This window comes from Verrucomicrobiaceae bacterium (assembly GCA_016713035.1).
Classification (GTDB): domain Bacteria; phylum Verrucomicrobiota; class Verrucomicrobiia; order Verrucomicrobiales; family Verrucomicrobiaceae; genus Prosthecobacter.
On the sequence record JADJPW010000001.1, the window covers coordinates 210,091 to 223,991 of the forward strand.

11 protein-coding genes are annotated in these 13,901 nt (G+C 60.3%); 7 read left to right on the plus strand and 4 right to left on the minus strand.

Annotated features, from left to right (window positions below; all coding sequences use genetic code 11):
* Positions 1–13 precede the first annotated feature (13 nt).
* A complete protein-coding gene (locus tag IPK32_00900; protein ID MBK8090577.1) occupies positions 14–1,309 on the plus strand; it encodes an aminopeptidase P N-terminal domain-containing protein in 1,296 nt (431 codons plus the stop codon).
* An 11-nt stretch (positions 1,310–1,320) separates the two neighbouring features.
* The gene (locus IPK32_00905; GenBank protein ID MBK8090578.1) at positions 1,321–2,049 is read left to right on the plus strand and encodes a 16S rRNA (uracil(1498)-N(3))-methyltransferase; all 729 of its coding nucleotides are present in this window, start codon (positions 1,321–1,323) and stop codon (positions 2,047–2,049) included.
* Positions 2,050–2,067: 18 nt separating this feature from the next.
* Here the strand turns inward: IPK32_00905 and IPK32_00910 are convergent, their stop codons facing one another.
* The 4 genes from IPK32_00910 to IPK32_00925 form a co-directional block, all read right to left on the minus strand.
* Complete coding sequence (locus IPK32_00910) at positions 2,068–4,398, minus strand: PSD1 domain-containing protein (GenBank protein MBK8090579.1); 2,331 nt, start codon at positions 4,396–4,398, stop codon at positions 2,068–2,070.
* 57 nt (positions 4,399–4,455) lie between these two features.
* Complete coding sequence (locus tag IPK32_00915; protein ID MBK8090580.1) at positions 4,456–5,412, minus strand: D-2-hydroxyacid dehydrogenase; 957 nt, start codon at positions 5,410–5,412, stop codon at positions 4,456–4,458.
* Positions 5,413–5,449: 37 nt separating this feature from the next.
* Positions 5,450–6,358, minus strand: coding sequence for a universal stress protein (locus IPK32_00920; protein MBK8090581.1), 909 nt, complete (start codon positions 6,356–6,358; stop codon positions 5,450–5,452).
* A gap of 110 nt (positions 6,359–6,468) precedes the next feature.
* Positions 6,469–7,362 (minus strand): sugar phosphate isomerase/epimerase, encoded by an 894-nt coding sequence (locus IPK32_00925; GenBank protein ID MBK8090582.1) that lies wholly within the window; start codon positions 7,360–7,362, stop codon positions 6,469–6,471.
* A gap of 70 nt (positions 7,363–7,432) precedes the next feature.
* Between IPK32_00925 and IPK32_00930 the strand changes: the two genes are divergently transcribed.
* From IPK32_00930 to IPK32_00950, 5 genes are all read left to right on the plus strand, one after another.
* Positions 7,433–7,798: an MGMT family protein gene (locus IPK32_00930; protein ID MBK8090583.1), complete on the plus strand. Its 366-nt coding sequence runs from the start codon at positions 7,433–7,435 to the stop codon at positions 7,796–7,798.
* Positions 7,799–7,915: 117 nt separating this feature from the next.
* Positions 7,916–9,208, plus strand: coding sequence for an efflux RND transporter periplasmic adaptor subunit (locus IPK32_00935; GenBank protein ID MBK8090584.1), 1,293 nt, complete (start codon positions 7,916–7,918; stop codon positions 9,206–9,208).
* Positions 9,205–10,362: a hypothetical protein gene (locus tag IPK32_00940; protein MBK8090585.1), complete on the plus strand. Its 1,158-nt coding sequence runs from the start codon at positions 9,205–9,207 to the stop codon at positions 10,360–10,362. The genes IPK32_00935 and IPK32_00940 overlap by 4 nt, the downstream gene beginning before the upstream one ends.
* A gap of 56 nt (positions 10,363–10,418) precedes the next feature.
* Complete coding sequence (locus IPK32_00945) at positions 10,419–11,828, plus strand: DUF1501 domain-containing protein (protein ID MBK8090586.1); 1,410 nt, start codon at positions 10,419–10,421, stop codon at positions 11,826–11,828.
* A complete protein-coding gene (locus IPK32_00950; GenBank protein ID MBK8090587.1) occupies positions 11,791–13,875 on the plus strand; it encodes an FAD-dependent oxidoreductase in 2,085 nt (694 codons plus the stop codon). Before IPK32_00945 ends, IPK32_00950 begins: the two co-directional genes overlap by 38 nt.
* The last annotated feature ends 26 nt before the right edge of the window (positions 13,876–13,901 follow it).

Below are 13,901 nucleotides of genomic sequence, written 5' to 3' on the forward strand. Positions count from 1 at the left end.
GTCTTCACCTATGTTGCGCTACAAGCCCCTACCTGCCTCGTTTTACACCGAAAACCGTCAGCGCCTCTACGCCAAGCTGGCACCACGCTCCGTGGTGATCGTTCATTCAAACGATGTGCTCCCCACCAATGCGGATGGCTCCATGAGCTTCATCCAAAACACGGACATGCTCTACCTCAGCGGCATCGACCAGGAGGAGTCCATCTTGATCCTCTTCCCTGATGCCTCCGACCCCAAGCAGCGTGAGATGATCTTCACCCGCGAGACGAATGAAACCGTCGCCGTGTGGGAGGGCGAAAAGCTCACCAAGGAGCAAGCCCGCCAGCAAAGCGGCATCGCTCGTGCGCATTGGCTTGATGACTTTGAGACCCAATTCCGCTCCGTCATGTGCCAGGCAGATCATGTTTACCTGAACTCGAACGAGCACATCCGCGCCACCATCCCTACGGAGACACGCCAGACACGCTTCACCCACCGCTGCCGCCAGGAGTATCCGCTGCATGACTTTCGCCGTCTCGCCCCGCTGATGCATGACCTGCGTGCCATCAAGAGCCCGCATGAAATCACCGCGCTCAATGAGGCCATCCGCATCACTGGAGATGGTTTTGAGCGGCTGCTACGCTTTGTGAAGCCCGGCGTGCATGAGTTTGAGATCGAAGCAGAGCTGACCCACGAGTTCCTGCGCCAGCGGGCACGCGGATTCGCCTACACACCCATCATCGCCACCGGGGCGAATGCCTGCGTCCTGCATTACATCACCAATCACTGCCAGTGCCAGGATGGAGAGCTCATCCTGCTGGATGTCGCGGCGAACTACGCCAACTACAACGCTGACCTCACACGCACCATCCCCGTGAATGGCCGCTTCACACCGCGCCAGCGCCTCGTTTATGATGCGGTGCTGCGTGTCTTTAAAAAATGCTGCACCATGCTCCGCCCCGGCGTCATCATCCGCGAGTATCAGGAGCAGGTCGGACTCCTCATGCAGGATGAGCTGCTCGGCCTGGGCCTCATCACCCAGGACGACATCGCCAAGCAAGACCCGGAGAAGCCTGCGTATAAAAAATACTTCCCACACGGCACCAGCCACCCACTGGGGCTCGATGTGCATGATGTAGGCCGCATGTGGCAGCCCATCCAGCCCGGCATGGTCTTCACCGTCGAACCCGGCATCTACATCCGTGAAGAAAAACTCGGCGTCCGGCTCGAAAACAACATCCTCATCGGCGAAAACGGCAACACCGACCTCATGGCCCACATCCCCATCGAGGCGGATGACATCGAAGCCGCGATGAATGCCGGGAAATAGCCCCATGTGTCATGTCGCTCCCGCGCTTTCACCTCCCTACCGCTGCTTGGACACCGCCGCTGCTCACACTCACGGACGATGAGGCTGCTCATTGCAGCCGCGTGATGCGGAAGGAACCCGGCGACCGCGTGGAGCTCTTTGACGGCGCGGGCCGTGTCGCCCTGTGCGAGATCACGCAGGTCACCAAATGCAGCGTGCAGGCACGCATCGAGTCCGAGACGCACACACCGCCCTTTGCGACGGCCATTCACCTTTTTCCCGCACTCATCAAAGCAGAGCCCTTTGAGTGGCTGCTGGAAAAAGCCGTCGAGCTAGGCGCTGCGAGCATCCAGCCCGTGATCACCGCACGCAGTGTGATCCATCTGGACTCCGCGCAGATGGAAAAAAAACTCACCAAATGGCGCAGGCACATGATCGAAAGCGCCAAGCAGTGCCACACGCCCTTCATTCCGCGATTGGAGACGCCACTGCCCTTTGCGAAGGCTCTCTCCAGCGTGAATGCCGCCCTGCGCCTCATCCCAGCACTCAGCGAGCACTCTCGTAGTCTGAAGCAGGCTCTACCCGCGATCAGGCCAGCCACGGTGGCCGTCCTCATCGGCCCAGAGGGCGACTTCACCGCAGAGGAGGAGTCTTTGGCCCAGAGTCACGGCTTTTTGCCCATCACACTAGGCCCACTCATCCTGCGTGCCGAGACCGCCGCCATCACCACCCTCGCCATCCTGGGCCACGAGCTGCGCTAAGCGCTTTCCGCACCACCATCAGTCCCGCGTCAGCGTCTCATCCAGATTCAGCAAAGTGCGGGCGGCAGCCAGAGGCGGCAGCTTTTGCAGCAACGCGAGTTCATCCGCATGTGGACTGCGACTGGTGCAGAGGCGGAAGGCATAAGGGATGCCTTTTTGCGTGATGGTCTTCTCCAGCGCCGCAGCGAACTCAAAGAAGCCGCTGTCATTGAGCAGCGTCAGCGCCTGCAGCGGCGTGTTGCTGCGAATGCGGCGTGTGCAGGAGGTGAAGCCCTCTGGCGCATCGAAAACCGTCAGCGCTGGCGGCGGTGAGGCGCGGTAAATGAAGGTGTAGAGACCACGGCGGTATTTGTCTTCTCCTTTGCTCACGGTCCACACGCGTTTCACCTGCCCCTGGCCCATGACGCCATCCGGGATCGGCGGATAGACGGGCGGGCCGCCGATTTTCCGCGAAAGCAGGCCGCTGATGCTCAGGGAGGCATCCCGCACGATTTCGGCATCCAGTCGGATGCGCTGCTGGCGGGCGAGGAGGTAGTTGTTCGGGTCTTTTTCACGCAAATCAGGGCGATCCGCGCTGTCTTGACGATAGGTGTGTGAGGTCACGATCAGGCGATGCAGCTCCTTGAGGCTCCATTTCTTCGCCATGAACTCCGTGGCCAGCCAATCGAGCAACTCAGGATGGCTGGGCTGCGTCCCCTGGGAGCCGAAGTCATTTTCCGTCTCTACCAGCCCACGGCCAAAATACTGCTGCCAGACGCGATTGACGATCACTCGGGCAGTGAGCGGATTTTTCGGACTGACGAGCCATTTGGCCAAATCGAGCCGATTGGGCTGCTGGGAGCTGGTTTCAAAGGCGTGGAGCACTTTGGGCGTGCCTGGCTTCACCTCCGCATCCGGGCGGGTGAAGTCACCTTTGATGAAAACGGTGGTCTTGCGCGGCTTTGGCAGTTCCTTCATCACCAGCGTAGTGGTGCCCTGATTGAGCTGCGTATCGAGTTCCTTGTGCTGATCACTCAGGATGCGGATTTCATCGCTCGGATTCACGATGATGGCAAACAAGGCCAAATTGTCGGCGAGTGAGCGCTTCGCAGCGGGCTTTTCGACGGCTTTTTTGACACCTGCGGTCAGCTTTTTGCGAAAGTCCGCGCTGAGACCTTTTTCCCACTCGGTGACTTCCGCGTAGCGCTGCTTGATGAGCGCTTGGAGCTTGGTTTCCACTGCTTTGAAGTCGGCCGTGAGCGCTTTGACATTCACCTTCGGGTCAAAGACCTTCATCACCGGCTCATCCTGGTTATTGAGGAAGGCAAAGAGCTGGTAGTACTCCTTTTGCTCGATGGGATCGAATTTATGATCGTGACACTGCGCACAGCCGATGCTTAGCCCCAGCCACACGCTGCCCGTGGTCGCCACACGGTCAAACACGCTGTCGATACGGAACTGCTCCTTATCGATGCCGCCTTCTTGATTGATCTGCGTATTGCGATGAAAGCCGGTGGCGATGATTTGGCTCTCCTTTGCCTTCGGCAGCAAATCGCCCGCGAGCTGCTCAATGGTGAAGCGATCAAACGGCATGTCCGCATTCAAAGCATCAATCACCCAGTCGCGGAACTTCCATATCTGCCGTGGTGCGTCGATGGAGTAGCCATTGCTATCCGCATAGCGTGCCTGATCCAGCCACCAGCGTGCCCAGCGCTCACCATGATGCTGACTCGCCAGGAGCCGATCCACCAACTCAGCGTAGGCTTTGCTCTTCGCCTCCGGCTTGGCGCTGGAGGCAGCTTGCACAAAGGCATCCACCTCCGCAGGCGAAGGCGGCAGCCCCGTGAGATCGAGCGAGACACGGCGAATGAGCTTTTCCGGCGCGATCTCCGGCGAGGGCGTGAGACCCTCTTTCTTCAGCCGCTCGGTGATGAGCTGATCGATGGCCGCAGCACCCCTCGTGGCGATCTGGGGCCTACGCGGCGGCAGAAAAGCCCAGTGGGACTCATATTTCGCACCACTCTCGATCCAGCGGCGGATCAGATCACGCTGCGCCGCAGTGAGCGGCTGCTTATGCGACTTCGGCGGCGGCATGACTTCATCCTTATCCGTCGTGATAATGCGCTCCCAAGTGCTGGATTTCGCCAAATCCCCCGGCACGATGCCCCGCACGCCATCGCGGTCCTCCGTAGCCCCCTTAAAGGTATCCAGCCGCAAATCCGCCTCGCGGTGCTTCGGGTCAAAGCCATGACAAGCAAAACAATTCTCCGCCAGAATCGGCCGGATGTGCTGATTGAATGAAATCTCCTCCACTGCGACGGCGGAGGAGATGTTGATCAAAAGAAAAAAGGCAACCTGCGAACGAATCATGAATGGAAAGTTATACTGCTACCCACTGCGGAACATTTCCACCGAATGCAAGACGACTCAGGGATTGACCACGTGGACCGGTTTACCCGCGAGGAAGGCTCGCAGGTTGGCGGCGCAGGCGTCGATGAGGCGTGTGCGGGCCTCGCGGCTGGCCCAGGCGACGTGGGGGGTGATGAGGCAGTTTTTGGCTTGCTGGAGCGGATTGGGCTGCTTCGGCGGCTCGACGCTGAGGACATCTAGGCCTGCTCCGGCGATGGTGCCGGCATTGAGCGCGGCTGCGAGCGCGGCCTCATCTACCAGCGGGCCGCGTCCGGTATTGATGAGCAGCGCCGTGGGCTTCATGAGGCCGAGCGTGCGCTCATTGATGAGGTGCTTGGTGTCATCGGTGAGTGGGCAGTGCAAGGATAGCACATCTGAGTGGCGAAAGAGCGTGTCCGTATCCGCAGGCTCGATGCCCGGAGGCGGCGGTGTGGGCCAGGAGCGACGTGAGGCGAGCACGCGCATGCCAAAGGCCGCGCCGATGCGTGCCACGGCCGCGCCGATGCCGCCGTAACCGACGATGCCGAGCGTTTTCCCGGCGAGCTCGATGATGGGCTTGTCCCAATAGCAAAAATCCGGGCAGCGCTGCCAGCCGCCGGCACGCACGTCTGCGGCGGCAGCTCCGACATGATTCGCTAGCTCCAAAATGAGCGCGAAAACATGCTGCGCCACGGCTGGTGTGCCGTAGCCGGGCACATTGGTGACAGGTATGCCGCGCTCCTTTGCTGCCACGGTATCGACCACGTTGAAGCCTGTGGCGATGACGCCGATGTAGCGCAGATCGGGTAGCGCAGCGATGATCTCGCGTGTGATCGGGGCTTTGTTCGTGATGATGGCGGTCGCGCCGGCACAGCGGGCGACGGTTTCCTCCAGCGGCGTGCGCGGATGGATGTCGCATGGGCCGATGGACTCGAAGGGGGACCAACTCACGTCACCAGGATTGGCGGTGTGAGCATCAAGAAGGACGATTTTCATGGGAAAGGCCCGCACAGGAGAAAGGCGCGGCCTCTCGTCAATCTGCATGCGCAGCAAATCCATCCGGCTTCACGGCCAAAATAGAGCACGGGATGGCCTGGATGATTTTTTCCGCCGTGGTGCCGATGAACATTTCCCGCAATCCGCTGCGACCACGCGTGCCGACTACGACGAGATCAGCGCTGGCCTGCTCCACATGCTCCAGGATGGTCTGGCGCACATTGAGACGCTCGATGACATGCGAGGTGGTTTTTACCGATGGCTCTTCTTGGGTGAGTGGAGCGAGGAAGTTGCCCAACTCGGCCTCCCAATGCTGCTGGGCATCTGGGTCGATCTGCACTGTGTTCACGGGGCTAAAGCCACCGTAGTCGATCTGCATGGCGAGTGCGGACTGATGCACATGCAGGCAATCGAGCGCCGCTGCATCCTGTGCGGCGACGTGCAAGGCTCTGCGCACGGCTTTGGCGGAGTTCTCGGAGAAATCGACACAGGCGACGATACGCTTGAACGGGCCCTGCGCCTCTTCACGCACGACGAGGACATCGACGGGCGATTTGCGCACGCATTTCGCCGCGATCACGCCGAGGCGATGCGGCTCCTGCTTGGAGCCCTTGGCCCCCATGACGAGCAGATCAGCCTCATGCGCCTGACAAAAGCTGCATAGCTCTGCAAAGGGAGAGCCCAGCCGCACCTCACACCGTACCGTGACAGCACCTGCGATGGATTCCTGCACGAATTTTTCCAAGCGCTGCTGCCACTCACCCACGACGGCAGCGGGCTCCTGGGAAAGCGCTTTGGTGAGCTCCTTCACCAAAAAATCATCCATGACATGCACGGCCGTGAGTCGTGCACCATCGAGCGAGGCACGCCGGGCGGCCTCCTTCAGTGCGAGACGGCAGGACGGCGTGAAATCGACAGCAGCGATGATGTGGCGGAGTTGGTTCATGGGAGGTGGGTGTGTTGTTGAAGTGCAGGGTATGCTAAGAGGCTTTTTGCAGCCTGCATCTCGTGCTTTGCGTGGTTTTGGGCGGCTTTTGCAGCCAGCGGGGCCGCCTTTTATGCGGTGAGCCAGCTCCGCAGTGTCTTCACATCGCGCACATGGGCCTCGCGGAAGGTCTTTAGCACCGCAGGGTCTTTCGCATCGCCAGTGAGGTACTCCAGATGCAGTGAGATGGGGCCAGAGTAGCCGGATTTCATGAGCATGCTGCCGTATTCAGGATCGACCTGGCCCTCACCGAGCGGGACGGTGACGAGCTTGCGCCCCTCCCATTTGTAATCTTTGAAATAAGCCGCGCCGATGTGCTCCCGCACGAGGGCAAACTCCAGCGGCCAGGATTTCCCGCCTTCGCAAGTGGCGTGCAGGATGTCGAAACAGAAGCTGAAGTCCGCTGGCGCATACTCACGCATGATGGAGTAGATGTCCCAGACCGGAGCGGCGAAGTAATCCTTCCCACTGTGATTCTGAAAGAGCGGCTGGATGCCCAGTTCCTTGCTGAGGGCGATGAGGTCCTTGATCTGTGGGCGGATGGCCTGGAGCTGATCCCAGATGGGTTTCTTCAGATCGTATTTGATGAAGCCCATGCGGTAGCGCTTCACTCCGAGTGCAGCGGCGGTGCGCAGCACCTCCTCGGTGCGCTGTTCTTTGCTCACCTCTGTGATGCCAGAGGTCATGATCGTGAGCTCGACATGCTGTTTTTTGAGTGCCGCGACCAGCTTCGGCAGCTCATCGACGACTTTTTCGGGCTCGATGTGCCCTTTGAGCCGGATCGGGGCCTCGATGCCATCGAATCCCGCCTCTGCTGTTAGTGCCGCGATGTCATCATAGCCGAGTCCCTGGAGATGCTTGGTGAAGTAGCAGAGCGTGTTGCGTGCTTTCGGCGTTTCCGCCATCAATGGGGTCGTGAGAGCGAGGGCGGAGAGGTGGCGGACAAAATCGCGGCGTGTTTTCATGCGTCTGGATGAACGTGCCACTGCATGCAGCTCGTTCAAGCGATGTACATTTCACCCAGCCTCACCTCTGATGCCCCGAGAACCCTCCACCGCCTTTCGCCGCATCCGTGCGGAGGTCGTCCGCCTCCTCGCCCTCATCCCCGAGGGGAAATTCACCACCTACGGCAGCATCGCCATCCACATGAACGTGATCGCTCGCCACGTCGCCACCGTCTTGAGGAAACTCACACCAGAGGAGTCCGCATCTCTGCCGTGGCACCGCGTCGTCAGCGCCGATGCCCGCATCAGCCCGAACATGGACAAAAAGCTCGCCGCCCTCCAAAAACGCCGCCTGAAGGCCGAAGGCATGCGCATCGACCGTGCAGGCTACATTTTGGATGCAGATGCACATTTTCACGTCGTCGGAATCCGGCGAAACATCCGCTGGAGTGAGTGATCCTGTCCCCTGCCGAAAAAAGCTGCCAATGCACCCCCAAGCACGCTCACGAGAGCCCGCGTCCAAAGCACACTTGAGAGTTCGACATTTCCTCATTCATCATACACAATCCGCGCCATGCTAAACCTCCTCCGCGCTCTATTGCCGCTCCTCATCCTGCTCGGATGCGGGTGGCTGGGCTATTGGTTCATCACCAACAAGCCAGAGCAGCAAATGCGCGAGATGCCCGCCCCGCTCGTCAGCGTGGAGGGCATCACTCTGAAGGCGGTAACACATCCCGTGCGAGTCACCTCACAGGGCACGGTACAGCCCCGCACACGCTCCACCATGCACCCAGAGGTCTCTGGGAAGGTCATCGAGGTCGATAGCAATTTCCGCCCCGGTGCCTTCTTCAAAAAAGACGCGGTGCTCATCAAGCTCGACCCAGTGGACTACGAGACGGCCATCACCATCGCCCAGGCAGAGGTCGCTCAGGCGAAAGTCATGCTCGTGGAGGAAAAAGCACGCGCCGATCAGGCCCGCGATAGCTGGAAAACGCTGGGGCGTGCTGGCCAGCCCGGCGAGCTAGTCGTGCGGGCACCGCAGATCATCCGTGCGGAGGCAGACATCGCCGCAGCGGAGGCCCGCGTCGTCAAAGCACGCCGCGATCTGGAGCGCACTATCATCCGCGCACCCTACGATGGCCAAGTCATCGAACTCGGGGTCGATGTGGGCCAATTCGTCAGTCAAGGGACGGTGCTAGGCCGCATTTTCGCGACCGACTATGTGGAGATACGCCTACCCCTGCCAGAGCGTGAAAGCATGCACCTCACGCTGCCAGAGCGCTACCGTGATGGCATAGAGGCCGCCTCCGCGCCGAAGGTCCACCTCCGCGCCATGCACAATGGCAAGCCCGTGTTCTGGGAGGGCAACCTCGTGCGAGTGGAAAGCAATCTCGATGCTGAAACACGCCAAATCACCGCCATCGCCCAAATCATGGACCCATACGCACGGCGCAGCGATGGCATGCCCCCGCTGAAGATCGGCCAGTTTGTCGAGGCAGAGATCGAAGGCCGCATGCTGGAAAATGTGTTTCTCATCCCCCGGAGCACCGTCCGCGCTGGCAATGAGATCATTCTCATCGACCGGCCAGCAGACACGCTGCGCCGCATGAGCGTGGAGCCGCTCCTGGGTGATGAGCGGTATCTAGTCATTGATGCAAAGGCCAAAAAAGCTCCCGCAGAAGGCGCTGTGCTCTGCCTCACGCCCATTCCCTTCCCCGCAGATGGCGCACGCGTGAAAATCGGCCGTCTCGATGGCAAAAACATCGCCCCGACAGAAAAACTGGCCTCCGGCAAAAAATCCGCTCCCAGCACCAGCGGTGAAGCCACCGCCTCCAGCCACACGCCCGCAGCCAAACCGCTACCGTGACCGTCCGCCAAGAGAAGGAACTCCCGCTCGCCATCATCACCTCCACGGTGGTGCATGTGCTGGTCTTCCTCTTCCTCGCATGGCTTTTCAGCGTGGAGGCACAGAATGCCCTCCGCAGACTCCAGGAGCCCCCAGTGGCCAAGACAGAGCCCATCCTCCTCTATCCAGAGCAGCTCATGCCCGTGATCGTGCCGCCAGCACCGCCGCCGATCAAAAAAACCGAAATCTACATCCGCACCACGCAGAACAATCCGCAGACGGAAAAGCCAAAGGACTCTGCCTTCATCTCCGACCGCAATACCAAGGCCAGCAGCAAGCTCGGACCCGCCCCCGGCGCAGATAAAGCCCTCCCCACCACCGAAGGCATCGCCATCCCGATGAATGACCTCGCCAACCGCGATTACCGCGACGGCGAGATCAAAGAGGACTCCGCTCCGGCTCAAAACAAAGTCATTGTCCGCGATGCGCCGCGCCCCACCGCCATCATCACTCCACCGCAGCCCCAGGTCGCGAAAAACACACCGCCGAAAAAGCCACTCCTCCAAATGATGGAGGAAACCGATGCCGAGCTAGCCTCCCGCGACCAAAATCGCCTCAAAATCGAGGTCAAACGAGCCGAGCAGCCTGAAATGAAGGAACCCGACTCGCCGCCGCCTCAGCTCAAAGCCCCGCAGATGCGTGAGACGGAAGAAGTCGTGGCCAAAGCCATCGCCATCCCGCAGGAGGAAGTCCGCTCAACCGTCCTCACGCCCAAAGACAATGCCTACATGCCGCACACCCGCACCAGCGAAATCAAGGGCACCATCTCCAATCGTGGCAGTGAAGACAGTGTCGATGCCGAAGACAGCCCCAAAGGCCGCTATATCCGCTCTGTGCAGGACATGATCGGGAAGAAATGGAACATCTACCGTGTGATGAAACGCGAGGCAGTCACCTACGGTAGCCTCCAGGTCATCGTCTTCATCAACAGTCGCAGCAAAGTGGAGGAAATCCGCATCGTAAATGACAAGCAGAGCAATCCCCTGCTCACCGAATTCAGCCTCAGTGCCATCCGTGATGCCGAACTCCCTCCCATGCCCAAAGAGGTCCGTGATCAGCTCCCGCTTCTGGAAAAAAAGTGCCTCAAGATGGACTACAACATCCTGATCTATTGAGTCGAGCCGGGTTCCGCGTGAGAGAAATGCCCCTCGAGCGCTGTTTCGCTCTTCAAATGATGCAGACACCTCCTTTTTCACGCCGAGCAGCCCTGGCACAGGCCAGCACCGGATTTGGCCTCGCGGCACTCTCTGGGCTTTTGCAGGCCCAGACGCCCCAAACGCATCGCGCACGAAAAATCGCCCCAAAAGCACGCAGCGTCATTTTTTGCTACATGAGCGGCGGTGTCTCCCACATCGACACTTTCGACCCGAAGCCCCTCTTGGGCAAATACGCTGGCAAACCCATGCCGATGGCCGTCAAGCGCACCCAGTTCAACAACAACGGCACCGTGCAGCCCTCCCACTGGGACTACAAGCCGCGTGGCAAATCTGGCATCGAGGTCAGTGACCTGCTACCGCATCTCGGAGGCGTGGTGGATGATCTCTGCATCATCCGCAGCATGACCGCGAAGTTCAGCGAGCATGCACAGGGGAATTTTTTCATGCACACGGGCTTTCCCTTCCTCGGCTATCCCAGCGCCGGAGCATGGAGCAGCTACGGACTCGGCACAGAAGCCTCCGACCTGCCAGGCTACATCGTGCTCCAAAGCGGGGATGCACGCACGCCGCACGGTGGCGTGGGGCTTTTCAGCAATGGCTTCCTCCCTGCACAGCACCAGGCCAGCATCGTCCAGGCAGATGAGTCAGAAGCCATCACCAACATCCGCCCGCGCCAGCCAGCGAGCATGCAGCGCCGCCAGCTCGACTTCATCGGCGACATGGACCGCCGTTTTGTCCGCACCACGCACGATCCACACATCGAAGCCGCCATTTCCAACTACGAAATGGCCTGGCGCATGCAAAGCGCCGTCCCAGAGCTCTGCGACATCTCCGATGAGTCCGCAGCCACGAAGAAGCTCTACGGCATGGATGACCCCGAGCCGAAAAAAGCCGCCTACGCTCGCCAGTGCCTCCTCGCACGCCGACTCGTCGAGCGTGGCGTGCGCTTCATCGAGCTGAGCACCCTTTCCTACAACCTCGGTGGTGGCAATGCAGCCAATCCCTGGGACCACCACGGTGCCATCAAGGAAGGCCACGGCAAAATGGGCTACCAGATCGATCAGCCCCTCGCCGCACTCATCCAGGATCTCCGCGCACGCGGCCTACTCGATAGCACGCTCATCGTCTGGGCTGGCGAGTTCGGTCGCACGCCATTCGCCCAGGGCAGCAATGGCCGCGATCACAATCCCTATGGCTTTAGCGTCTGGATGGCCGGTGGTGGCGTCAAAGGCGGCCACATCCACGGAGCCACCGATGATTTCGGCTACAATGCCGTCGATGGCATCTGCACGGTCTATGACATGTGGGCCACCGTCCTTCATCTCATGGGCGTGGATCACGAGCAGCTGACTTACCGCTTCGGAGGACGTGATTTACGCCTCACGGATGTGCATGGCAGTGTCATGCGTGACATTCTCGCCTAATTTCCATCTCATGCTCCGCTCCATCGCATTCCTCGCCGCACTCGTCACCACCCTACATGCCGCGACGGAAGCCGACGTGATCGTGTATGGCGCCACGCCGGGGGGATTCTGTGCGGCCATCGCTGCGGCGCGAGAAGGCAGCTCCGTGCTGCTGCTGGAGCCCAGTGGCCACATCGGTGGCGTGAATACGGGCGGGCTTTGTTTCAGCGACTCGAACCAGACCGTGCGCAGCACCGTGCTCGGCCTCTTTGAAGAGTGGCACCTGCGCATCGAAAAAGACTACCAGCAGCGCGGGGTAAAGCTGCCGTATGCCGTGAGCAAGAAAGACCACACGCACTGGACTTACGAGCCGCATGTGGCGGCTAAAATCACCCGCGAGATGCTGGATGAAGCAGGTGTGAAAGTGCTCACCGCTCAGGTGCTGCAAAAAGCCGCCAAAGACGGCACCCGCCTCACGCAACTGACCACCAGCGGCGGCACCTACACGGCCAAGGCATTCGTCGATGCCACCTATGAAGGAGATCTGATGGCCGCTGCGGGTGTGAGCTGGACCATCGGCCGCGAGGGCCGCGCCGCCTATGGTGAATCACTCGCAGGCAAGCAGTATCCCAAGCCTCTCATGCCTATCGACGGGCGTGATACCCAGGGCCAGCCGCTGCCACTGGTCACCACCACTGATGCAGGCCCGGACGAGGATGGTGATGCAAAGGTGATGGTCTATAGCTTCCGCCTCTGCCTCACCAAAGACGCCGCGAACCGCGTCCCCTTCCCCAATCCCACCAGGTATGATCCAGCACGCTTCGAGGCTGTGCGGCGCTATTTTTCAAAAGAGAAGCGGCCCATCCTGCTGTGGGATCTCTACCCGCTGCCTGGGCAGAAGTTTGATGCGAACAACGGCATCGGGAAACAGTTCTACATGGGCCTAGTCGGAGGCTGCAATGGCTGGTGTGAGGCAGATCAGGCTGGCCGTGCAAAACTCTGGGAGGCACACCGACAATACACGCTGGAGCTGTATCACTTCCTCACCACCGATGCGGCTGTGCCCGAGGTGCTGCGACAACAGATGAGTGAACTCGGCCTCTGCCAAGATGAATTCACCGCGCAGGGCCACTGGTCGCCACAGCTCTACGTGCGTGAGGGCCGCCGCATGAAGGGCGAGTATGTCGTCTCACAAAAGGACATCATGGATCAGCCAGAGAAGTCGGATGCGATCATCGTCTCCTCCTTCCCCATCGACTCCCACGACTGCCAGCGTGTGCTGACCAAAGACGGCGTCATCAATGAAGGCACCATCATGCCCGTCCGTGTGCCAGGGCGGCGGCACGGCTATGCCTATCACATCCCCTACCGCGCCATCACCCCACTCGCCGCCGAGTGCGCGAACTTGCTCGTGCCCGTGGCACTCTCCAGCACGCATGTGGCCTACTCGTCGATTCGCGTGGAGCCCACCTGGATGATCCTGGGCCAGAGCGCGGGCATCGCTGCCGCCTTGAGCGCAAAACAGAACCTCCCCGTGCAAAAACTGCCCTATCCCGCACTGCGTGAGCGACTCCTAGCCCAGCATCAAGTGCTCACACTGCCAGTGCTGGCCGATTTACCACCAGAGCCTGCGGGAGCGATCTCCATCGACCCGAAAACCCTCACGGGCATCGTGCTCGATGACTCAGCGGCAGAGCTGACCGGGAGTTGGAGCCGCAGTAGCAGCTTCAAGCCCCACATCGGCACCGGCTACCTACATGACGACCGGCGGAGTGATGGCCAGTCCATCGCCACCTTCCGCTTCAAAGCGACTACCAGTGGCCAATACGACCTGCGCATGGCCTACAGTGCCCATGAGACTCGCACCACCCAGCTCCCCATCCTCATCCGCAGCGGCTCGCATGAAACGAAGCTCACTGTCGATCAAACGGTGCCACTCGCACCAGGCGAGAGCTTTCGCAGCATCGGCAAAGTCGAGCTAGAGGCCGGAGTCGAGTCCACCCTCACTCTGAGCAACACGGGCACAGAAGGTTTTATCATTCTCGATGCGTTTCAGCTAGTGAAATGAACTTCGCGCACACCCATTCCTTTTCC